Raw genomic sequence first — 24398 nt, forward strand, 5'->3', positions numbered from 1 at the left:
AATTTTAGTGTTTTAGATAAAAAATTAAAGATTTCTAAACAAAGTATTGTTTAAATTAAAGAATGTTTATTTTTGAAGAAATATTATAAGATGTCTATAAAGGTTGAAAATATAACGAAAATTTATGGTGACCAAAAAGCACTTAACAGCGTGTCTTTTGAAGTTAAAAAACCAGAAATAGTTGGCTTTCTAGGACCTAATGGTGCTGGAAAATCTACAATGATGAAAATTTTAACTACCTATATAAATCCAACTGAAGGTGATGCTGAAGTTAACGGACATAATATTACAACTCATGCAAAACATGTACAATCAAGTGTTGGCTACCTTCCAGAACATAATCCATTATATTTAGAACAATACGTTCGAGAATATTTAGCTTTTAATGCTAACATTTATAATGTTAGTAAATCTAGAATTGAAGAGGTTATTGAACTTACAGGTTTAAAACCCGAAGCTCACAAAAAAATAAGTGCTTTATCAAAAGGATATAGACAACGTGTAGGTTTAGCAAACGCGCTTTTACACAATCCAGATGTTTTAATTTTAGACGAGCCAACTACTGGTTTAGACCCAAACCAACTAGTAGATATTAGAAATCTTATTAAAACTATAGGAAAAGAGAAAACCGTTTTTCTTTCTACACACATTATGCAAGAAGTAGAAGCTATGTGTGACCGCGTTATTATTATTAATAAAGGTGAGATTGTTGCTAATAAAAAACTTTCTGAGCTACGCGACGGACAAGCACAAATTGTTATTGTAGAATTTGATTACAGAGTAGAAGAGCCTTTTTTACTAAGATTACCTAATGTAAAAAGTGTTGAAAACACTCATGATTTTATTTATGAAATTACTTTCTCTACAAAAGAAGATATGCGCTCTCATGTATTTGATTTTGCTCATGATAACGAGTTGAAAATTCTTCAATTAAATCAAAAAAATGCTAGTTTAGAGAGTATGTTTAGAGAGTTAACAAGTTAACTACTCGAAAATAACACGACCAGTATATTGTTCTTGAATATCTAATTCGGGAGGCGTATTTACTACAATAACATCTCCAGTACTTACTAAGTTAGCTATTAAAGACACTTGTGGATTTACAATAATATCGTTTGATCCTCTGTGGAATATTTTTACATTTTGAGCGGTAAAATTTCTACCTTCAAATCTTGCGTCTCCTGATGCAAAACTAATATCTAAATTGCTTGTAGTTCCTTCTATATAGCAAGTAGACAAGTTATTAACCACAAATTTTAAAGAGCTATTTTGAATGTTCATAATAAATAAACCATCGGTATGATAATCGTCTGAATCATCTTCTGAAATTAAAAATAAATTAGGGTAAGTTAACACTCCATCACTTCTGGTTGGCAATCCTGTGCTACTTCTAATCTCTGTTAAATTTGGCGCAGTAACATAGATTTTTGTAATGCCAAAATCGCGTGTTAGGTTGCAACCGTTATTATTGTTTAAAAGCAGTCTTCCATTTTCTACTTTTACTTCAATTTCATCCATTAAAAATTCACCTGTTTGCACTAATACTTCATGCTCTGGTCCTTCTTTAACTATTAATTCTATACGCTCAAAAACAGTGATTTCTGTAAAAGCTTCAACTAGAAATTCTTTTTCAATAATATCTCCAGAGTTTTGAAAACAGTCTGGCGCATTCTCACTATTACAAGATGCAAGTAGTATTATTGATAATATGTATATTATTTTTCTCATAACCTTATGCCTATTCCAAATTCTACTGCTTCAGCTTTTGCTCCATGAGATTTTAATGTTAACGCACCATAAAATTTATCTCCAAAATAACGTTTTAAACCTATTCGGTTATAAACGCGACCTTCAAAATCGTAAGGATAATATACGTAGTATCCCAATTGTGTTACAAAGGATAATTTATTGATAAATAGTTCGTGACCTACAAAAACACCAACACGCTTGTAATCTTCGTCTCCACTCACATTGTTTAAAGGAAAAGCGACTGAGTAATATTTAATTAATTCTTTTAAAAATGTAGAAAAGAACACATCTGTTCCTACATGAAAAGCAGACTTTCTATTAATACGTTTATCTGCATAAGCTGAAAAAATATAAAAAGGATATTGCCCAGAGTTATTAACATCACTTTCGTTTATACCACTTCTAAAAGCTAAATTATATTTAATTTTTTCTGTAAATTTTTTATCTTCGGTTGAAGCTATATACTCTGGCTGCTCGTTGTAACCAAACGTATAATTTGCTCCAATGTTAAAAGTAAATGTGTTTGTTGAGTTATTTGGTGCTTTAAAATTAGCATTAGAATAATGTATTATTGAAACACCTGCATGCAACCCTAATCCTTTATAAATATTCTGTTTATCGTAATTTAACTGCACATAAGTAGAACTTAACAAATCTGAGCCATAAGCATTATTTCTAAAGTTAGTAACCTTATCGTAAGGATTTGTGTTATAAGCGATACCTTGAGCAATTCTGAATTTTAAATTTCGTTTTAAAAAATAAAAATTAAAGTGTGCGTATAATCCGTAATTTTCACCAAGGTATTCATTTTTCATATCTTGATAAATGAATGACGCACCATAATCTGGATAATTAAATCTACTTTCCCAAGCGTTTTTTCCAAAGGTTTTTTGGTTATAACTTAAAATTAAGCCTGATTGATGGTCTGTAATTAAATGAGCTATATCTGGATTATGTTCTAAAATAGTGCCGTAAAAATAATTAGCATCTACTGTAAAAGGATTTTTTTCTTTTTCTTGAGCCGAAATATTCAATGAAAAAAATAAAATAAAAGCAAGTAATAAATACCTCATTAATTAGAAAGTTAGGTCGCAAAAGTAACTAAATTAAATAAAGCATAAATACTTATAAAGAATTACTAATCAAATAAATTTGAGGACAAGTAACGATCACCTCTATCGCATATTATAGCAACTACTACACCTTGGTCTATACTTTCAATGAGTTTTAGAGCTGTAGCTACAGAGCCTCCACTACTCATTCCTGCAAAAACACCTTCTTCTTTAGCCAAACGCTTTGTCATAATTGTTGCTTCTTCTTGGCTAACTTCTATTACTTTATCTACTTTTTTAGGATTAAAAATACTAGGCACATATTCTGGAGACCATTTTCTTATTCCTGGAATTTTAGAACCATCTGCAGGCTGTGCGCCAATAATCTGAATGCTTTTATTTTGTTCTTTTAAATAAGTAGAAGTTCCCATTATAGTTCCTGTGGTTCCCATTGCAGATACAAAGTGTGTAATTTCTCCTTTTGTATCTCGCCAAATTTCTGGTCCTGTTGTTTTATAATGTGCTTTCCAGTTATCGTTATTTTCAAATTGATTTAATAACAAATAACCTTTTTCATCTCTCAAATTAAAAGCAACATCTCTAGAACCTTCAATACCACGTTCAGCATCTGTTAAAATTACTTCTGCTCCATAAGCACGCATTGTTTTAACACGCTCTTCGGTAGAGTTTTCTGGCATAACCAAAGTAATATTTAATTGAAACAAGTTGGCAACATAGGCTAAGGCAATGCCTGTATTGCCGCTTGTAGCTTCTACAATACGTCCTCCTTTTTTAATATCTCCTCGCTTAAGAGCTTCAGCTATCATATTATAAGCTGGTCTATCTTTAACGCTTCCTCCTGGATTATTACCTTCTAACTTTAAATAAAGTTTTACGTTAGGTTTATTAACTAAGTTAGAAGCCTCTACTAATGGCGTATTTCCTATTTGTTTTAAAATACTCATCTATTAAAATTATTAGTGATTTTAATATCGGATTTATAAGTTACAATTGAATTTTCGGGTATAGATTTTGTTATCCAAACGTTAGCACCAATAATACTATTTTCGCCAATTTCAACATCGCCACCTAAAATAGTAGCATTTGCATAAATAGTAACATTATTCTTTATAGTTGGATGTCTTTTTGTATTCTTTAAAGCTTTTTCAACTTTAATTCCTCCTAAAGTAACACCTTGATAAATAATAACATTTTCATGAATTACCGCTGTTTCTCCAATAACTACACCTGTTGCATGATCTATAAAAAATGAATCTCCAATGGTTGCTCCTGGATGAATATCTGTTCCTGTTACACCATGTGCGTATTCTGATATCATACGCGGCAACACCGGAATGTCTAGTTTCCATAAAATATTACTAATACGATACATGGTAATAGCATAAAAACCTGGATATGCTAAATAGACCTCTTTAATACTTTTAGCAGCAGGATCGTTTTTATAAGCAGCTTCTGCATCTAATTGCAGCTTAGATTTCAGTGCTTTTATTTCGGTATTAAATTGTTCCCATTTATTTTCGCAAACACCACACTGTAATGCTTTAGACACATAAAAGAAAGATTCTTTTATATTATTTAAAAGCGCTTCTTGCTTCTCAAATTCTTCTAAAGCACAATAAAATAATTCTTTTGCTAAATCTTCAACTCTTTCTTTAAACCTAAATGGAATTTGCAATGTCTCTTGCATATTTTTTAATTTACACTTCTGGAGCCAGTTCTATTTCTAAATCTTGTAAAGCTTCAGTTATAGGAATTTGGCAACTTAGTCTGCTGTTATGTTTTACATTGAAAGCTTCAGACAACATAGCATCTTCTTCGTCTTCCATATCACAAATATCGTGATTAGAATTGACATAACATTGACAAGAAGCACACATTGCCATACCACCACAAATACCTATGGTACCTTCTGGAGCAATCTCGTAAGAGCGAATAACTTCCATAACATTCATTGCCATATCTGTAGGCATTAAAACAGAATGCTTTTTTCCTTCTCTATCTGTTATATGTAATGTTACGTCTTGCATTACCCAATGGCTTTTACAACTGCTTTAGGCGCTTCTTTTCTTGTACCATCAAAACCGTTAATTCCACTTACTGTGGTATATTTTAAAACGAATTTTTTACCTGGATTTAGAATTTTATAAGCAGATTGACACATTAATGTTGCCTCGTGAAAACCACATAGAATTAACTTTAATTTACCTTCATAAGTATTAACATCTCCAATGGCATAAATCCCAGGTATATTAGTTTGATAATCTAATGTATCTACCTTAATTGCATTTTTTTCTATCTCAAGTCCCCAATTTGCAATTGGACCTAATTTTGGTGATAAGCCAAAAAGTGGTATAAAGGCATCTGCTTCTAAAACCTGTGTTTCACCATCTTTTGTTACAGAAACACCTTCAATTTTATCTTCACCATGCAAAGCTGTAATTTCAGCTGGAGTAATTAAATTTATTTTGTTGAGCAGTTTTAATTCTTGCACTTGTTCTACAGAATCTAAAGCACCTCTAAATTCATTTCTTCTATGTACTAATGTAACCTCAGAAGCCACATCTGCCAGAAAAATACTCCAATCTAAAGCAGAGTCACCACCACCAGCAATCACTACTTTTTTATCGCGATATACTTCTGGATCTTTAATAAAATAGTTAACACCTTTGTCTTCATACTTTTCAATATGTTCTAATTTAGGTTTTCTAGGCTCAAAACTACCTAAACCTCCTGCTATTGCTACAATTGGTGCATGATGCTGTGTGCCTTTATTGGTGGTTACAATAAAGCTACCATCGTCTTGTTTTTCTATAGTTTCCGCACGTTCACCTAGTGTAAAACCAGGTTGAAATTGTTTGCCTTGCTCTAATAAATTAGAGGTTAAATCACCTGCTAAAACCTCTGGGAAACCAGGAATATCGTAAATCGGTTTTTTAGGATACAATTCGGAACATTGACCACCAGGTTGTGGCAATGCATCAATTAAATGGCACTTTAACTTTAACAATCCAGCTTCAAATACTGTAAATAAACCTGTTGGTCCTGCTCCTATAATAAGTATATCTGTTTTAATCATTGCATTATATTTTTTCTACTAAACCTTTAGTGAATTCATTTAATTTTTCGACTTTCTGCTCAAAGTCTCCTTTTATTGTTTTTCTATAGCTATTGAGATTTTGTACTAAATCATCAATATTTTCTGGTATAACATCTTCAAAAAATTGACGTAACCGTTTTGCTGTTGTTGGTGATTTTCCGTTGGTTGATATAGCTACTTTTACATTGCCTTTGGTTACAATACCTCCCATATAAAAATCGCAATATGGTGGATTATCTGCTACATTTACTAATTTACTTTGTGCACGACATGCATTGTAAACTTGCACATTAACCTCTGGACTATCTGTGGTTGCAACCACTATATGTTTGCCTTCTAAATAACTATCGTTATACGTATCGACTATTCTAGTTACGTTTCCGGTTTCGGCAACTTTTATAGTAGCTTCCCTAAACATTGGAGAAACCATAGTGACATTTGCATCTGGACTTGATTTTAGTAAAAACGTTAATTTTTCTTCTGCTACAAATCCACCACCAACTATTAAAACCTGTAAGTTTTTCACTTTTAAAAACACAGGATATAAATTATTTCTTTCCATAGTTTTTATGCTGAAATACGTTGTGTCACTTTATTAGTTCGATTTGCTTTTTCATACATTGAAGTTAAATCTACACGTTGGTTTACTACTTCTCCAATAATTATAATTGCTGGTGAAGACAGTTTCTTTTCTTCAACTATAGCTTCAATAGTACTGATGGTACCAATACCAACTTTTTCGTCTTTACGCGTTCCATTTTGAATAATTGCAATAGGTGTTTCCGCTTTACCTTCCGAAGAAAAAATGGAAACAATTTCTGAAAGTTTTCCCATTCCCATTAAAATAACAACTGTTGCTTTAGACTGTGCTGCTAACGCGATATCTTTTGAAATTTCATGCGATTTTGTAGTTCCAGTAATTACCCAAAAACTTTGAGAAGCATTACGTTTTGTTAACGGAATACCTTGGTAAGCTGGTACTGCTGCAGATGAAGAAATACCAGGAACCACAGCAACTTCAATTGCATATTCTTTAGCATACTCTAGCTCTTCTGCTCCACGACCAAAAATAAATGGATCGCCTCCTTTTAATCTTACCACATGATTACCTCTTAAAGCACGCACCACAATTAACTCGTTAATTTGATTTTGTTGGTAAGCGTAACATCCTTTGCGTTTACCAACAAAAATAAGCTCTGCTTTTTTTGATGCATATTGCAACAACTCCTTATTTACTAAAGCATCGTACATAATTACATCTGCAGATGCTATTGCTTTAATAGCTTTTAAGGTTATTAAATCTGGATCTCCTGGACCTGCGCCAACGACTGTTAATTTTGGTGTCATAATGATTTAATTTTTAGCAACTAATTGCGATTCACGATAATTTTTTACAACCTGTAAAAAGGTTTTTGCCGATTCTAAATAGTTTATTGCAAACTCTTTAGTTGGTGGAAATACTTTTATTTGATAGATTAAATCTGAAAAGGTGTTTCCTAATTTTACTTTATTTGTGCTAACAAACAGCTCGTCAAACTGACTAATAATACCTGCTTGCGTATTGGTTTTTACATTTTCTGAAAGTAAAATGGCTTTTGCTGCGTTGACCATAGAACGGTAAGTTTCATAAATAGCTCCAGAATAAACTTTGTTATTTAATGCGTCTTGTGCTTCTTCAATTTTCTCGTCACATTCTAAGAATAATGTGGCAATTAAATCGATAACAACTCCTGCGCATTCTCCTACTCCAATTGCTTTGACATAAGCTTCTTCGGTTCCCCAATCAATAAAATCTTCTTGTGTTAAGTTTTCAACATCAGACAAATCTGTTAGCAATTGGTAAAAGTACTTTTCACCTTTTTCTTTGTAATAGTCAACAAATAGCTTTCCGTTGGCATTGGCTTCAAAATCGTTTAAAATTCTTCTTAACGCTTCAGGACCTCTTCTACTTGGCACTTTTACAACTTTATCTGCGAAATAGGCATTTCCATCTCCAAGATTTCCTCCACCTAATAAAACCTGTAATGCTGGAGCAACCAATTTATCTTTTGTACGAATAGACATGCCTTGAAAACCAATATTTGCCATATTGTGTTGTCCGCAAGCATTCATGCAACCACTAATTTTTATTACTAAATCGTTGTTAGATAAATATTGTGGATACTCTGCTTTTATAATACGCTCTAACTCTTCCGCAATTCCTGTACTACTAGCAATCCCAAGATTACAAGTATCTGTTCCTGGACAAGCTGTAATGTCTACCGCTTTGTTATAACCAGCTTCTGCAAAACCTAGTTTTTTTAATTCTTGATAGAAAAACGGAATTAAATCTGCTTTTACAAACGGAATTAATATGTTTTGTCTTAAACTTAAACGTATTTCTCCTGCTGCGTATTTTTCTACTAAATCTGCTAACAGTCTAGCTTTATCAGTATAAAAATCGCCTAATAACACTTTAATACCTACAGCAAAATAACCATCTTGCTTCTGCGGAATTATATTAGTGGCTTTCCATAAGTTGAAGGCTTCCGTGTCTTTAATATCAACTGTTGGAGCTTCAACAGAAACTGGAGTTGATGTTTGATATGTGGCTTCATTTATAGCAACAGACTTAAATTCTATTGCGTTTTGTTCTTCTTCAACCAAAACTTTAAAAGCTTCTAAACCGATATCTTTTATTAAGAATTTAAGCCTTGCTTTGGCACGACTTTTACGTTCTCCATAACGATCAAAAACTCTTAAAACACCTTCCATTAAAGGAATTATTTTATCTGAAGCTAAGAAGCTGTAAAACTCATCGGCATGTCTTGGTTGTGATCCTAAACCACCACCAAGCATGACTTTAAAACCTTTTACACCATTTTCTATTTTAGCAATAAACCCTAAATCGTGCATGTATGATAATCCTGTATCTTCATCTGTACCAGAAAAAGACACCTTAAATTTTCGTCCCATTTCTTGACAAATTGGATTTCGTAAAAAGAATTTAAAAACCGCATCTGCATAAGGAGAAACATCAAAAGGCTCGTTACGATCTATTCCAGCTGTTTCACTTGCAGTAACGTTTCTTACTGCGTTACCACAAGCTTCTCTTAAAGTTACATTATCGCGTTCTAGTTCTGCCCAAAGTTCTGGCGTACGCTTTAAATCCACATAGTGAATTTGAATATCTTGACGTGTTGTAATGTGTAATCTGCTTCTAGAATATTCATCTGAAACCTCAGCAATACGACGTAATTGATTGCTTAACACTTTACCATAAGGTAGCTTGATACGTATCATTTGTACACCTTCTTGACGCTGACCATAAACACCACGTGCTAAACGCAAACTTCTAAATTTTTCTTCGTCAATTTTTCCGTTATTAAACAGCTCAATCTTATTGGCTAATTCAATAATATCCTTTTGTACTAAAGGGTTTTCTATTTCGGTTCTAAAACTTTGCATTATTTTATATATAATTCCTATGGATTTAATAGGATAACTTAAAACACTTTTATTTAATCTGGTTATGAATTAATTAGCGCTTTTTGAAAACGCTAATTAATTATGCATAAAATCTTGTTTTGCTAGTAATTGTTCTTCAGTCTCTTCGTTATCATCATCTGGCACACAACAATCTACTGGACAAACAGCTGCACATTGTGGTTCGTCATGAATTGCCATAATACTGCATTAATATTATTGAATAAATCCTGCACCAACCGTATGGTTAGATTGCGAATCTATTAAAATAAACGAACCATTTGTTCTGTGTGTTTTAAACGCATCGTAAAAAATTGGCTTATTTAATTTAAATGAAACTTTTGCTATATCATTCATTTTTAAAGTTTCTGCAGTTTCATCTACTCCAGAATAATCTGGATTAATTTTATGATGAATTGTAGACACTTTTGCCAACACTTTATTTACACCATGTTGCACAACGTATTTTTTACCTGTTGTTAAATTTTCTGAATCCATCCATGAAATGGTAGCTGTAAACTGCTTGTCTATGGTTGGCAAATCGTTTTCTTTAACAATCATATCGCCACGACTAATATTTACATCATCTTCTAATGTAATTAAAACAGATGAACGTCTTGAAGCTGTTTGCACTTTCTTATCATAAAAATGAATATCTTTAATCTTAGATTTTGTTTGAGATGGTAAAACAAATACGCTGTCACCAACGCTTAATTCTCCGCCATAAACTTTTCCTGCATAACCTCTAAAATCATGAAACTCTTCGGTTTTAGGACGTATTACATATTGTACTGGAAACCTTGGTGTTCCTGTGTTATATACATCTTTTTGATCTGTATTTTCTAAATAATCTAATAGCGTTTTGCCTGTATACCAAGGTGTGTTTTCTGATTTATTTACAACATTATCTCCTTTTAAAGCACTAACAGGAATAAAGGTTATGTTTTGATCTTGATAATCTCGTTTACTCATTAGAGCTTCAAAATCACTTTTAATTTGGTTATATTTTTCTTCAGAAAAATCTACCAAATCCATTTTATTAATAGCTACAATTACTGTTTTAATTCGTAATAAATTATTGATAAAAAAATGACGATTAGTTTGTTCAATTACACCTTTTCTAGCATCTATTAAAACAATAGCTGCTTGCGAGGTTGAAGCTCCAGTAACCATATTTCTAGTATATTCTACATGTCCTGGTGTATCTGCAATAATGTAGCTTTTATTAGCTGTCGAAAAATATATATGAGCTACGTCTATGGTAATACCTTGTTCTCTTTCTGCTACTAAACCATCGGTAGCTAAAGAAAAATCTAAATAATCGTAACCTAATTGTTTACTCTTTTTTTCTATAGCTTCTAACTTATCTGAGGTTAAAGATTTTGTGTCGTACAACAATCTACCAATTAAAGTACTTTTACCATCATCTACACTACCTGCTGTTGCTATTTTTAATACGTCCATTTTATATATAACCTTCTTAACTTGAAGGAGTTTTTATTTATTTGTAAAGATTTTCCGCTAAAGCGGAAATAAAAAATTGGTTTTAAAAGTACCCTTGTTGTTTACGTTTTTCCATTGCGGCTTCAGAACGTTTATCGTCTATTCTTGCACCTCTTTCTGATATTGAAGAATCTCTAATTTCTTGTACAACGCTTGATATATCTGAAGCATCAGACAACACTGCTGCTGTACAACTCATATCTCCAACGGTTCTAAAACGCACGACACGCTCTTCTACTTCTTCATTTTCATCTCTATAAACAACGTCATCGTCTGCAGACCATATTAAACCATCGCGTAAAAAAGTAGCTCTTGTGTGTGCAAAATATATTGATGGTATTTCTATTTGCTCTTTTTGTATATAAGACCAAACATCTAATTCTGTCCAATTAGAAATAGGAAATACGCGTACATTTTGTCCTAATTCTATTTGTCCGTTTAACATATCGAACAATTCTGGTCTTTGGTTTTTTTCATCCCATTGCCCAAAATCGTCTCGAACAGAAAAAATACGTTCTTTCGCTCTTGCTTTTTCTTCATCGCGACGAGCACCACCAATACAAGCATCAAATTTAAATTCTTCTATAGCATCTAAAAGTGTTGTTGTTTGTAATTGGTTTCGGCTAGCATAACGTCCAGATTCTTCTTTAACTTTTCCTTCGTCTATAGAATCTTGAACATTTCTAACAATTAATTCTAAACCTAATTCTTTAACTAAACGGTCTCTAAATTCTATAGTTTCAGGAAAATTATGACCTGTATCTATATGCATTAATGGAAAAGGAATTTTTGCAGGATAAAATGCTTTTTGTGCTAAACGCACTAATGTTATTGAATCTTTTCCTCCAGAAAATAAAAGCACTGGTTTTTCGAACTGTGCAGCTACTTCTCTAAAGATATAAATAGCTTCGTTTTCTAATGGATTTATTTTTGATGTATCTGTATCTGTCATCTCTATATTTCTATATTTTAAGCGTGTAAACCACACTCTCTATTTGCTAATTGTTTTGTTGGATCGAAATATTTAAATTCGTTTGGTAAATTATTTTCTTCTAAAAAGACATCTAATTCTTTATCTGTCCAATTATAAAATGGACTCACTTTTAATACTCCGTTTTTATCTTGAGAAACAATATCTATACTATCTCTAAAAGCTGTTTGACCTTTGCGTAAATTTGTAAACCATACATCTGGTTTATGCTCTGCCATAGCTCTTTTAAAAGGTTCTAATTTTACTTGATCTGTAAATAGTTTATGTTTTGGATCTTCAATATTTGGTATACCTAAAACCACATCACGATGTGCTGTTGTTTGTTTTGGTACATATAATTTTACATTAAGATTTAATTTATTAATCACCTCTTCTGCATGCTTATATGTGTTTGGTGTATTGTAGCCAGTATCACACCAAATAACTTTAATATCTTTTTTTACAGCACTGGTAACCTTTAAAATAGCAGCTTCGTAAGGTCTAAAGTTTGTTGTTACTACAGGTGATTTTGCTAAATTAATTGCCCATTCTACAATTTCAAGTGGCGTTTTAGCACTTAACTCTTTATTTATTTTATTTAAATCTAAACTCATTATTTTCCCCAATTAATTTTATTCCAAGCTCGTTCATGAAAAAAATACAATGCCATTTTAGACACTAATTCTATTCCTCCAATTGATATTGCCATAGTTAAAGTTCCTGTTATTAAATAAGAAATTAGCACAGTATCTAGAGTTCCAATTATTCTCCAACTAATTGTTTTAAGAAGGCTCCTTTTTATTTTCTCCTGAGGTAAACTTTCTTCTTTCACCTCCTCAATTTGAGAACTTTTATGCTCTTCCTTTTTGAAATTACTTTTATAAAATATATCAATTATCATTATCTTATTATTTAATCCCTATCGGATTAGTAGGGTAATAATGCAAACCTATGATATAAAACATTACAAACCAAGAAGAATAATTAAAAAATAGTACCCAAATATTGAATATTTGCTAATTCGATAAATCTGCCAACGTAGTATTTCTAAATATTTCTAGCGTATTATCGCGTACTTTTAGCATGATTTTATTTACAGCACAAGCATTTTCATCTGGACAATCGTCGCACTTTTCGTAAAAATTTAAACTTACACAAGGTATCATTGCAATTGGTCCTTCTAAAACTCTCATAACACTAGTCATTTTAATTTCTGAAGCATCTTTTAACAAATAGTAACCTCCACCTTTACCTTTTTTAGAACCAAGGATTCCAGATTTTCGAAGAGATAATAGTATACTTTCTAAAAATTTCACAGAAATATTTTCACTTTCACTTATAGTTGCTATTTGAATAGGTACTTTTCTATCCTGCTTAGCTAAATAGGTTAGCGCTTTAATTCCGTATTTTGTTTTTTTAGATAACATGTTACAAAAGTAAGCGTTTTTTATTATTAAAAAACAGCTTCGGCAATTGCTTTTACATTATCACTTTTTCCCATAGAATAATAATGTAAAACAGGCACACCTGCAGCTTGCAACTCTTTAGATTGCTGGATTGCCCACTCAATTCCTACTTGCCTAACCTGTTTATTAGTATCACACTGCTCTATACTAGTAATTAAATCTTGAGGTAAATCTATTTTAAAAACTTGAGGTAATAATTGCAAGTGTTTTTTAATAGCAATAGGTTTAATACCAGGAATAATAGGCACATGTATTCCAGCTTTTTTTGCAGCATCCACAAACTCAAAATACTTTTTATTATCAAAAAACATTTGCGTTACTACATAATCTGCTCCAGCATCTACTTTTTCCTTTAACCGTTTTAAATCGGTTTGTAACGATGGTGCTTCAATATGTTTTTCGGGATAACCAGCAACACCAATACAAAAATCAGAAGTATCGTCAACCTCAACAACATCATGTAAATAATTACCACAATTTAAATTCTGAATCTGACTCACCAATTGCGATGCATATTGATGACCTCCTTTACAAGCCTCAAAATATTTTTGATGACTCATGGCATCACCACGTAAAGCCATTACATTATTAATCCCTAAATAATGACAATCTACCAACAAATACTCGGTTTCTTCCTTACTAAAACCTCCACATAACACATGCGGAACCGTATCTACATCATACTTATGCTTAATTGCAGCGCAAATACCAACCGTTCCTGGTCGCATTCTAGTTATTTTTCTATCTAAAAGACCTTGTTTTTCAATATAAATGTACTCTTCTCTTGAGGTTGTTACATCAATAAAAGGTGGATTAAACTCCATTAAAGGATCTATATTATCGTACAAATCCTGAATGCTTTTTCCTTTTTTAGGCGGAATAATTTCAAACGAAAATAGCGTTTTACCCTTAGCGTTTTTTATATGTTCTGTTACTTTCATGTATTACCTAAAATTATATCTCAATTATTATTTTGGCGTTACCTAAAGGTCGCGCTTTCACTACTCGCTCTCTCTGAGGAGCTCAAACAGACCGTTCAATCACTAACGCACTAATCTGCTAAATTTGGATTTAGCCATTTGGTCGCTTGTTCTATGCTAATATTTTTTCGTTTAGAATAATCTAATAATTGATCTTCCTTAATTTTACCTAAACCAAAATACTTAGCCTCAGGATTACCAAAATAATAGCCACTAACACTTGCTGCAGGCCACATGGCAAGACTTTCGGTAAGTTTTACACCAATATTTTCTTCCACATTTAATAGCTTCCAAATGGTTTGCTTTTCTAAATGATCTGGACACGCAGGATAACCAGGAGCTGGACGAATGCCTTTATAACTTTCCTTAATTAATTCTTGGTTAGTTAAACTTTCATCTTGTGCGTAAGCCCAATGTTTTGTTCTCACCTCTTTATGTAGATATTCTGCAAAAGCTTCGGCTAATCTATCTGCTAACGCTTTAATCATAATCGAATTATAATCGTCGTTTTCAGCCTCAAATTGCTCAGCTAATTCTGCTGTACCAAAACCAGTAGACACGCAAAAAGCACCAATATAATCTTGAATCCCTGTTTCTTTTGGAGCAACAAAATCTGCTAACGCATGATTAGGCACGCCTTCTCTTTTCTTTAATTGTTGACGTAAGGTTAGAAATTTAATTTTATCTTCACTTGTAAGACCTCTAGACTGCGCTCGAGGCGACAAACTCACCTCTATATCATCATCATTTATGGTATTTGCAGGAAACAACCCAAAAATGGCTTTTGCTTTCAATAGCTTTTCATCAAAAATTCTTTTTAATAATTCTTGAGCATCTTTAAATAATTCTGTCGCTTGACTTCCAACTACGCTATCAGTTAAAATATCAGGATACTTTCCATGTAAATCCCAACTTCTAAAAAAAGGAGACCAATCTATATACGCTTCTAATTTTGTAATATCAAAATCATCAATTATTTGAATTCCTAATTGTTTTGGCTTCACAATTTTAGAGGTTTGCCAATCTATTTTATATTTTCTTTTTCTAGCCTCTTCAATGCTTATGTAGTCTTTTTGTTTGGTTCTGTTTAAGAATTTTTCCCTAAACACATCGTATTCTTCTCTAATTTGCTCTTTATAAACAACATTATTTTTATTTAGTAATTCGCCAACAACTGTTACTGCTCTTGATGCATCATTAATATGTACTACAGCATCTTTATAATGAGGTGCAATTTTAACCGAAGTATGTGCTTTAGACGTGGTTGCTCCTCCAATTATCAAAGGAATATCAAGATTTTGCTTTTCCATTTCTTTGGACACATAAACCATTTCATCTAACGATGGTGTAATTAAACCACTTAAACCAATAATATCAACCTGCTCTTTTATAGCAGTATCAATTATTTTTTCTGGCGGAACCATAACACCTAAATCTATAATCTGGTAATTATTACAACCTAAAACTACACTCACAATATTTTTACCAATATCATGCACATCACCTTTTACGGTTGCCATTAAAATTTTCCCAGCAAACTCTTGTTTTCCGTCTTTTTCGGCTTCAATAAATGGTTGCAAATAAGCTACAGCTTTTTTCATGACTCTAGCCGATTTTACTACTTGTGGCAAAAACATTTTTCCGCTTCCAAATAAATCTCCAACCACACTCATACCTTGCATTAAATGACCTTCAATAACCTCAATTGGTCTTGAAACAGATTGTCTTGCTTCTTCAACATCTTCAATTATATATGTATCAATCCCTTTTACTAAAGCATGTGTAATTTTGCTTTGCAAGTCGGTATTTCTCCATTCTTGAACCGTTTCTGTAGATTCTTTTTTATTTCCTTTTACGGTTTCGGCAAATTCCAATAAACGCTCAGTAGCATCCTCACGTCTGTCAAACAAAACGTCTTCAACACATTGTAATAATTCCTTATCAATTTCATCGTAAATCTCCAACATCGTTGGGTTTACAATTCCTAAATTCATTCCGTTTTTTATGGCATGAAATAAAAATGAAGAATGCATAGCCTCACGCACAGTATTGTTTCCTCTAAAAGAAAAGGACACATTACTTACACCACCAGACACATTAGCAAACGGTAAATTTTGTCTAATCCACTTTGTTGCATTAAAAAAGTCTAATGCATTTTTACGATGTTCTTCCATTCCGGTTGCCACAGGAAAAATATTAGGATCAAAAATGATGTCTTGTGGAGGGAAACCCACTGTGTTTACTAATATATCATAAGAACGCTTACAAATTTCTATTCTACGATCATAAGTATCTGCTTGACCATTTTCATCAAAAGCCATTACAATTACAGCAGCTCCATAACGTTTTACTAGTTTAGCTTGACGTATAAACTCGGTTTCTCCTTCTTTTAAACTTATAGAGTTTACAACAGATTTCCCTTGAACCACCTTTAAACCTGCCTCAATAATTTCCCATTTAGAGCTATCAATCATTATAGGAATTCTGGAAATATCAGGCTCTGAAGCAATGAGGTTTAAAAAAGTAGTCATGGCATGTACACCATCCAACATGCCTTCATCCATGTTGACGTCTAAAATTTGTGCACCACCTTCTACCTGGTCTCTAGCGACATCTAAAGCTTCGCTATATTTTTCTTCTTTTATTAAACGTAAAAATTTACGAGAACCAGTAACATTGGTACGTTCTCCGACGTTAATAAAATTACTTTCTGGCGTTACAATTAAGGGTTCTAAACCTGAAAGTGTTAAATATTTTTTACAATCGCTTTCTGCCATTACGATAATGCTTTAATTTTACGTGGTTCGTATTTTTTAACAACTTCAGCAATAGCTTTTATATGTTCTGGATTTGTACCACAACAACCACCAATAATATTTATTAAATTGTCTTTTAAATAGGCCTCAATAAAGTTTTTCATTTCTTCTGGAGTTTGATCGTACTCTCCAAAAGCATTTGGTAATCCTGCATTTGGGTGTGCAGAAGTAAAAAAATCTGTTTGACTTGACAGACGTTTTAAATAAGGTTGCAATTGCTCTGCACCTAATGCACAATTAAAACCAACACTTAACAATGGCACATGAGAAATAGAAGTTAAAAAAGCTTCTACGGTTTGACCAGACAATGTACGACCAGAAGCATCTGTTATGGTACCAGATACCATAATTGGAATATCTATGTTTTTTTCTTCTTTTACTTCTTCAATTGCAAATAATGCTGCTTTTGCATTGAGTGTATCAAAAATAGTTTCGACTAACAATAAATCTACACCTCCATCAATTAAGGCTTCTACTTGTTGCTTGTAGGCAATTCGCAATTCATCAAAAGTTACAGCTCTAAATTCTGGTCTATTAACATCTGGACTAAGGCTTGCAGTACGATTAGTTGGCCCAATGCTTCCTGCCACAAAACGTGGTTTTTCAGGATTTGCATTAGTAAATTCTGTTGCAACATATTTAGCAATTTTAGCGGATTCAAAATTAAGCTCATAAACCAAATTTTCCATATCGTAATCTGCCATAGCGATGGTTGTACCTGAAAATGTATTGGTTTCGACTATATCTGCTCCAGCTTCAAAATACTTACGATGTACATCTGCGATTGCATTGGGCTGTGTTAATGATAGTAAATCGTTATTTCCTTTTAAAGAAGATGGATAGTCTTTAAAACGGTCTCCTCTAAAATCTTCTTCGGTAAAATTATAGCGTTGTAACATGGTACCCATTGCACCATCAAGTACTAGAATTCGTTTTTGTATTTCGTTATAAATATTTGCCATATTCTATTTTTACAAATAAGATTCTACATTTTGCCATGGACCTCCATTTATTGCATCTATGTCATTTTCTTCTAAAATATCTTTAGCACGTTCGCTTCTTGCTCCACTTCGGCAACATGTAGTTATTGGTTTTTCAAGTGCTTTTATTTGTGTGATTTCGTCTTCTAAATCATCTAAAACAATATGCAACGCATCTTTAACGTGACCTTCGTTATACTCCGCATCAGTTCTGACATCAAGTACTATAGCATCTTTATCTAGATACTCTTGAATGTGCTTAAATTCTGGATTACTACTCATAATTTATATTTTAATTAAGCTTCTAAAGCTTGTTTTAAATCGTTAATAATATCTTCTGGATGCTCTAACCCAACCGAAATACGTACCAAACCACCTGTAATTCCGGTTTGTAATCTTTCTTCTTCAGTTAATTTTGCATGTGTTGTAGACGCTGGATGTGTTACAATGGTACGCGTATCTCCTAAATTTGCAGAAAGTGATAATAGTTTAATATTATTTAAAAATTGTTTTCCAGCCGCAACACCACCTTTAACTTCAAAAGCAACAATGCTTCCTCCTGCTTTCATTTGCTTTTTAGCCAAATCGTGTTGTGGATGTGATTTTAAAAAAGGATATTTTACAAGGTTAACTTTATCGTGACCTTCTAAAAAAGTTGCTACTTTTAAAGCATTATCACAATGTCTGTCTAACCTTACTGCTAGTGTTTCTAAACTTTTTGAAAATACCCAAGCATTAAAAGGCGATAAAGAAGGTCCTGTATTACGAGAAAATAAATAGATTTTTTTTATTAAATCTGCACTACCAACTGTAATACCACCAAGTACACGACCTTGTCCATCTATTAATTTGGTAGCTGAATGAATTACTAAATCTGCACCAAATTTAATAGGTTGTTGTAAATATGGTGTAGCAAAACAATTATCTATAATTAATATGATGTTGTGCTTTTTGGCAATGTTTCCTATGGCTTCCAAATCCAAAACATCTATAGCTGGATTGGTTGGACTTTCAGCATAAATAACTTTTGTATTAGGTTGAATTAAACTTTCAATGGTTTCAATTTCATCTATTTTAAAATAGCTAGTCGAAATATTCCATTTTGGAAGTATGTTTTTAAACATGGTTTGTGTGGATCCAAATACACTTCTGCAAGACAAAATATGGTCTCCTGAATTTAATAATGCTGCTAAAGTTGAAAACACTGCTGACATACCTGAAGCAAAAGCGTAACCACTTTCTGCGCTTTCCATTTTACAGATTTTATCTATAAACTCTGTTGTATTTGGATTGGAATACCGACTGTAAATATTACGTTCTTTCTCGTCTGCAAAAGAGGCACGCATATCTTCAGCATCTTCAAAAACATAACTTGATGTTAAGTATAAAGGTGTTGAGTGCTCTAAAAATTGAGAACGCTCTGTTTGTGTTCGAATGGCTTGGGTTTCGAAGTTGTTAGTGCTCATTATTAATTATTTCTTTCTGTTAGTCTTAAAATATCTCCAAAAACACCTCTTGCTGTAACAGATGCTCCTGCTCCTGCTCCTTGAATTACTATTGGGTTTTCGCCATAACTTTCGGTATATATTTCGAAAATAGAATCTGCTCCCTTTAATGCTCCCAAAGGAGATTGACTTGGAACTGACACTAATTTAACTTCTAATATCGCTCCTTTTTCATGCGATAAATCACCATGTAAATCGCCTATATAACGCAGCACATGGTTTTCTTTTTGAATTTCTTTTTGCTGCTGAAATTCTTGATTCATTTCGCTAAACGATTCTAAAAACTTTGAAGTTTCAATTTCTCTAAGTTGTTCTGGAATTAAATTTTGAATATTAACATCCTCAATTTCATTATGTAAATCTAGCTCTCTGGCTAAAATCAATAATTTTCTTGCTACATCATTTCCGCTTAAGTCTTCTCTTGGATTTGGCTCTGTATAACCTTTATCTAATGCTTGTTGTAATGCTTGAGAAAATGAAATATTTTGAGAAGAAAAGGTATTAAACAAATAACTTAGCGAGCCTGAAAACACACCACGAATTCTCACTATGTTTTCTCCAGAAAGATGTAATAATTTAATAGTATCTATTAAAGGTAATCCTGCACCAACATTAGTTTCGTATAAATATTTTTTTTGATTCTTATCTAATGTTTCTCGTAATTGATTATAAAATTTAAAATCGATAGTATTTGCTATTTTATTAGACGATACCAAATCGAATCCTTCTTCAACAAGTTTTATATAGTTATTTACAAAGGTTCTACTTGATGTATTATCTATTGCTACTAAATTTTCTAAATGATTATTTTTTGCAAAATGAAACACATCGTCAATTACATAATTCTCACCTTTTGTTTTTAAATTCTCTTTCCAATTTGCATCGATTCCTTTTCGGTTAAATAGTACTTTTTTAGAATTAGCTATTGCAAAAATATTAAGTTTAATGCCTTTACGTTTTTCTATATCTTTAGCTGAAGCTATAATTTGATTTATTAGTTCGCTACCAACTAAACCATGACCAAAAATGGCTAGGTTTATTTTTTTAGAAATTCCGAAAATTTCACCATGAATAACATTTAATGCTTTATTAAGTTCATTTTTTTTAATTACAATACTCACATTTTCGCCTGTAATGGTATTATTGAAGAGTAATGGAATAATCTGGTTTTTAATTAAAGCGTTAAACGGTTTATGGAATGTGCTGAGCTCTTGACCAATTATTGATATTACAGACACATCGTCTATTACACTAATTTTATTAATGTCTTGAGAGTAAAAATCGTTTTCAAACTCTTGTTCTAAAACAATTACGGCTTTAGATGCTTTTTCAGCATCGATAACTAATCCAATTCCACGTTCTGACGAGCCTTGAGAAATAATACTTACACTAATATTTTCTTTACTTAAAGCACCAAAAATTCTAGCATCTACACCTACTTTACCCAATAAACCACGACCTTCTATATTTATTAAAGCCACATTGTCTAAAACAGACAATGAACGTATGCCTTTATCTTTATTTTGTGCTGTAATTATTGTGCCTTTGTCTTCTGGATTAAATGTATTTAAAATACGGAGTGGAATATTTTTTTCTATTAAAGGAATTATAGTTTTGGCATGTAAAATAGTTGTTCCAAAATTTGCTAGCTCATTAGCTTCGGTAAAAGATAATCTTTCAATTTTTTTTGCATCTTCTACTAAATCTGGATTTGCAGTATAAATTCCGTTAACATGTGTGTAATTTTGCAATTCTTCTGCATCTAAATAATTTGCCAATAATGATGCTGTATAATTACTACCATTTCTCCCTAAAGTGGTTGTTTTGTTGTCTTTATTAGAGGCTATAAAACCTGTAACTATATTTACTGTAGTACCATTATTTTGTTTAAAATAATCGATTACATTTTTTTTAGACAAGGCATCAATTGGCTTTGCATTACCAAAAGTATCATCTGTTTTTATTAGAGTTCTAGCATCTGCTATTTTAGCATTAATATTTTTATTTTCTAATAGAGCTGTAATTAATTTAGCCGAAATTAATTCGCCTTGCGCCAAAACTTCATCTTTTATTTTTTGATTATAGTCACCAAGTAATTGCACACCTTCAAATAAACTATCGAGTCTTGAAAACTCTTCTTCAAAACCAATATTTATTACTTCTTTTTGGTAACTTTTAAAAGCTTCTAATTGCTCTATATAACTTTGGTTTTTTACTGCTTTTTCTAAAATAGCCTCTAATTGGTTGGTAGCGCTTCCTCTTGCAGAAACAATTACAGCAATATTTTCTTGATCTTTAACTTTATTTTCTATTATAGAAATTACTCTACTTAAACCTTCTCCATTGGCTAAGGACTTTCCTCCAAATTTTAATACCTTCATTTTTTTCTCTTTTACTTTAGGTTTAAAAATGCCTTTAATTATATTTTCTAATTGTTCAAATTCTATTAAAAAAGCATCATGCCCATGAATGGAATTTATTTCGTTATAGGTAACATTTGGATGTGTTAACGCTAATTGTTTTTGTGTTTCTCGGTTTTCTTCAGCAGTAAAAAACAAATCGGAATCTACTGCAACTATTGTTATTTTAGATTGAATAACATCTAACACGTTTTTATTTGGCTCTCGATTTTTAGTAACATCAATTGTGCGTAATAATTGATTCATTAATTTATAAGCCGAAAGCTGAAAACGCTCTTGTAATTTGTTACCATGATGAAGCAACCAACTCTCTACATTAAAGATTTCTAGCTCTTTATTTTTAGAACGTTGAAACCTTGATTTAAAAGATTCTGGTGTACGATAACACAACATCGCGTGCATACGTGCATCGTGTACTGGGTTTTTAGAATTTACTAAAAACTGCTCTTGTATTTGGCAATTTGCCATAAGCCAATCTGTAGCTTTCCAATCTGTAGCAACAGGTATAAAATGTGTAGCCAAATTGGGCTTTAAAACAACCATTTCCCAAGCAATGCCTCCACCAAGTGAGCCACCAATAACAGCGAAAAGCGATTTTATTTTAAGTTTTTCTAATCCTATTAAAAATAGCTTTGCAATATCTCTAGCTATAAAATCTTTATAATTTTCTATTAAAAAACCATCGTAACCATTTCCAGGAATATTAAAGGCTAAAACAGTATATTCTTTAGTATCTATAACTTTATCCTTACCAACTAACTCTGACCACCAACCATCGTTTCCAGCAACATTACTGTTACCTGTTAAGGCATGATTAACTAATACAATTGGAGCTGTATGTAATGCTTTACCAAAAAGTTGATAAGACAGTTTTATTTTAACTGACTTCCCGTTTTGGGTAGCATAATCTATATTCTCTATGTATTGTAAATCTTTCATTTTTAAAATTTGAAATAAGCCTCACATTTTAAATGGCAATTAAAATGCGTAGCCATTTCTACTATATAATTAAAATTATATTATTAGGCCACTACCTGTTTTAATACTGAAAAAGCATTTTTTAAATCGGTTTTTAAATCGTCTATATCTTCTATTCCTACAGATAAGCGAATTAAATCTTGAGTTACTCCTGCGCTTTTTTGTTGTGCCTCGTCAAGTTGTTGATGTGTTGTACTCGCTGGATGGATAATTAATGATTTTGTATCGCCAATATTAGCTAACAACGAAAAAGTTTTAGTAGCGTCTGCTACAGATTTTGCAGCTTCAAAACCTCCTTTTACTCCAAAAGTTACAATACCACTTTGTCCTTTTGGTAAATATTTATTTGCTAAAGATTTATATTTACTGCTTTCTAAACCTGGATAGTTTACCCAAGCTACTTCTTCTTGGTTTTCTAACCATTGTGCTAAAGCAAGTGCATTTTGAGAATGTTGTTTAATTCTTACTTCTAAAGTTTCTAAACCTTGAATAATATTAAATGCGTTTGTTGGACTTAATGCTCCGCCAAAATCTCGTAGTCCTTCTAAAATTAATTTAAAAGTTAAAGAAGCTGCATCTAAGGTTTCATAATATTTTAGACCATGATAACCTGCAGAAGGCTCTGTAAATTCTGGAAATTTACCGCTAGACCAATCAAAATTCCCACCATCTATAATAACACCACCTAAAGAGTTTCCTTGTCCTCCTATATATTTTGTTAAAGAGTGAATTACAATATTTGCTCCATGCTTTATTGGGTTTAACAATGCTGGCGTAGCCACTGTATTATCAACTATAAAAGGAACCTTAGCTACTTTAGAGTGTACAGCAATACCTTCAATATCTAAAACATCTAATTTTGGGTTACCTAAAGATTCTACAAAAAAAGCTCTTGTATTTTCTTGAACCGCATCTGCGAAATTTTGAGGATTTGAAGCATCTACAAATGTTGTTGTTATACCTAATCTTGGTAAGGTTACACTTAATAAATTGTAAGTTCCACCATACAAACTACTTGATGCTACAATGTGATCTCCTGCCTTTAATAATGTTAATAAACCTGTAGAAATTGCCGCGGTACCAGAAGCAAAAGCAACTGCACCAACTCCGCCTTCTAGAGCAGCTAAACGCTCTTGTAATATTTGATTTGTTGGATTATTTAAACGTGTATAAATAAACCCTAATTCTTTTAACGAAAAAAGATTTGCTGCATGTTCTGAATTATTAAAAACATACGAAGTTGTTTGATAAATAGGCACTGCTCTTGTACCGCTAGTTTGTGTTGTGTCGTGTCCTGCATGTAATGCTTGCGTAGCAAATTTTTGTGTACTCATTTTTCTAATTTTTTCGAGTTAAACTAAATTAATTCAAAAGTCAAATAAGCTTCGATTGAAGC

The 24398-nt window shown here is 32.2% G+C and carries 22 protein-coding genes and 1 pseudogene; 1 reads left to right on the forward strand and 22 read right to left on the reverse strand.

The annotated features are described in order from the left end of the window. Positions 1–90: 90 nt before the first annotated feature. Positions 91–984, forward strand: coding sequence for a gliding motility-associated ABC transporter ATP-binding subunit GldA (gene gldA, locus CLV86_RS03670; RefSeq protein WP_121049763.1), 894 nt, complete (start codon positions 91–93; stop codon positions 982–984). On the opposite strand, the gene CLV86_RS03675 is transcribed toward gldA, so the two are convergent. From CLV86_RS03675 to CLV86_RS03780, 22 genes and pseudogenes are all read right to left on the reverse strand, one after another. Next, on the reverse strand, positions 985–1728 hold the full coding sequence (locus CLV86_RS03675) for a head GIN domain-containing protein (protein WP_121049766.1): 744 nt from the start codon (positions 1726–1728) through the stop codon (positions 985–987). After that, positions 1725–2822: an acyloxyacyl hydrolase gene (locus tag CLV86_RS03680; RefSeq protein ID WP_121049769.1), complete on the reverse strand. Its 1098-nt coding sequence runs from the start codon at positions 2820–2822 to the stop codon at positions 1725–1727. The genes CLV86_RS03675 and CLV86_RS03680 overlap by 4 nt, the downstream gene beginning before the upstream one ends. Before the next feature lie 65 nt (positions 2823–2887). After that, the gene (gene cysM / locus CLV86_RS03685) at positions 2888–3766 is read right to left on the reverse strand and encodes a cysteine synthase CysM (RefSeq protein WP_121049772.1); all 879 of its coding nucleotides are present in this window, start codon (positions 3764–3766) and stop codon (positions 2888–2890) included. Continuing rightward, entirely contained in the window at positions 3763–4509 is a 747-nt protein-coding gene (gene epsC, locus CLV86_RS03690; RefSeq protein ID WP_121049775.1) for a serine O-acetyltransferase EpsC, read from the reverse strand. Before epsC ends, cysM begins: the two co-directional genes overlap by 4 nt. Before the next feature lie 10 nt (positions 4510–4519). Beyond that, the gene (locus tag CLV86_RS03695) at positions 4520–4849 is read right to left on the reverse strand and encodes a 2Fe-2S iron-sulfur cluster-binding family protein (RefSeq protein WP_121049778.1); all 330 of its coding nucleotides are present in this window, start codon (positions 4847–4849) and stop codon (positions 4520–4522) included. After that, positions 4849–5898: an NAD(P)/FAD-dependent oxidoreductase gene (locus CLV86_RS03700; RefSeq protein WP_121049781.1), complete on the reverse strand. Its 1050-nt coding sequence runs from the start codon at positions 5896–5898 to the stop codon at positions 4849–4851. The genes CLV86_RS03695 and CLV86_RS03700 overlap by 1 nt, the downstream gene beginning before the upstream one ends. 4 nt (positions 5899–5902) lie before the next feature. After that, positions 5903–6481, reverse strand: coding sequence for a precorrin-2 dehydrogenase/sirohydrochlorin ferrochelatase family protein (locus tag CLV86_RS03705; protein WP_121049785.1), 579 nt, complete (start codon positions 6479–6481; stop codon positions 5903–5905). A gap of 5 nt (positions 6482–6486) precedes the next feature. Continuing rightward, the gene (cobA, locus tag CLV86_RS03710) at positions 6487–7266 is read right to left on the reverse strand and encodes a uroporphyrinogen-III C-methyltransferase (RefSeq protein WP_121049788.1); all 780 of its coding nucleotides are present in this window, start codon (positions 7264–7266) and stop codon (positions 6487–6489) included. Between the two features lie 6 nt (positions 7267–7272). Further along, on the reverse strand, positions 7273–9366 hold the full coding sequence (locus CLV86_RS03715; protein WP_121049791.1) for a HEPN domain-containing protein: 2094 nt from the start codon (positions 9364–9366) through the stop codon (positions 7273–7275). A 96-nt stretch (positions 9367–9462) separates the two neighbouring features. After that, a pseudogene (locus CLV86_RS03720) lies at positions 9463–9585 on the reverse strand (4Fe-4S dicluster domain-containing protein); the annotation flags it as partial. Positions 9586–9600: 15 nt separating this feature from the next. Continuing rightward, positions 9601–10848, reverse strand: a complete 1248-nt coding sequence (locus CLV86_RS03725) for a sulfate adenylyltransferase subunit 1 (RefSeq protein ID WP_121049794.1) — start codon at positions 10846–10848, stop codon at positions 9601–9603. 82 nt (positions 10849–10930) lie between these two features. Further along, positions 10931–11839 (reverse strand): sulfate adenylyltransferase subunit CysD, encoded by a 909-nt coding sequence (gene cysD, locus CLV86_RS03730; protein WP_121049797.1) that lies wholly within the window; start codon positions 11837–11839, stop codon positions 10931–10933. A 17-nt stretch (positions 11840–11856) separates the two neighbouring features. Beyond that, positions 11857–12471: a phosphoadenosine phosphosulfate reductase domain-containing protein gene (locus tag CLV86_RS03735; protein WP_121049800.1), complete on the reverse strand. Its 615-nt coding sequence runs from the start codon at positions 12469–12471 to the stop codon at positions 11857–11859. After that, on the reverse strand, positions 12471–12758 hold the full coding sequence (locus CLV86_RS03740) for a DUF2061 domain-containing protein (protein ID WP_121049803.1): 288 nt from the start codon (positions 12756–12758) through the stop codon (positions 12471–12473). Before CLV86_RS03740 ends, CLV86_RS03735 begins: the two co-directional genes overlap by 1 nt. A 115-nt stretch (positions 12759–12873) precedes the next feature. Beyond that, positions 12874–13284 (reverse strand): RrF2 family transcriptional regulator, encoded by a 411-nt coding sequence (locus CLV86_RS03745; protein ID WP_076734010.1) that lies wholly within the window; start codon positions 13282–13284, stop codon positions 12874–12876. A 26-nt stretch (positions 13285–13310) separates the two neighbouring features. Next, a complete protein-coding gene (gene metF / locus CLV86_RS03750) occupies positions 13311–14264 on the reverse strand; it encodes a methylenetetrahydrofolate reductase [NAD(P)H] (RefSeq protein WP_076734011.1) in 954 nt (317 codons plus the stop codon). A gap of 110 nt (positions 14265–14374) precedes the next feature. Continuing rightward, positions 14375–17080 carry a methionine synthase gene (metH, locus tag CLV86_RS03755; RefSeq protein WP_121049806.1) on the reverse strand — a complete coding sequence of 902 codons (2706 nt, stop codon included), beginning with the start codon at positions 17078–17080 and terminating at the stop codon, positions 14375–14377. Beyond that, the gene (locus CLV86_RS03760) at positions 17080–18081 is read right to left on the reverse strand and encodes a homocysteine S-methyltransferase family protein (RefSeq protein ID WP_121049809.1); all 1002 of its coding nucleotides are present in this window, start codon (positions 18079–18081) and stop codon (positions 17080–17082) included. Before CLV86_RS03760 ends, metH begins: the two co-directional genes overlap by 1 nt. A gap of 9 nt (positions 18082–18090) precedes the next feature. Further along, entirely contained in the window at positions 18091–18381 is a 291-nt protein-coding gene (locus CLV86_RS03765) for a rhodanese-like domain-containing protein (protein ID WP_121049812.1), read from the reverse strand. Between the two features lie 14 nt (positions 18382–18395). Next, positions 18396–19565 carry a trans-sulfuration enzyme family protein gene (locus tag CLV86_RS03770; RefSeq protein ID WP_121049815.1) on the reverse strand — a complete coding sequence of 390 codons (1170 nt, stop codon included), beginning with the start codon at positions 19563–19565 and terminating at the stop codon, positions 18396–18398. A gap of 2 nt (positions 19566–19567) precedes the next feature. Next, the gene (gene thrA / locus CLV86_RS03775) at positions 19568–22963 is read right to left on the reverse strand and encodes a bifunctional aspartate kinase/homoserine dehydrogenase I (protein ID WP_121049818.1); all 3396 of its coding nucleotides are present in this window, start codon (positions 22961–22963) and stop codon (positions 19568–19570) included. 83 nt (positions 22964–23046) lie between these two features. Further along, the gene (locus tag CLV86_RS03780) at positions 23047–24336 is read right to left on the reverse strand and encodes an O-acetylhomoserine aminocarboxypropyltransferase/cysteine synthase family protein (RefSeq protein WP_121049821.1); all 1290 of its coding nucleotides are present in this window, start codon (positions 24334–24336) and stop codon (positions 23047–23049) included. Positions 24337–24398 lie beyond the last annotated feature (62 nt).

Origin of the sequence: Lacinutrix venerupis (genome assembly GCF_003663945.1) — a bacterium.
GTDB lineage: Bacteria > Bacteroidota > Bacteroidia > Flavobacteriales > Flavobacteriaceae > Lacinutrix > Lacinutrix venerupis.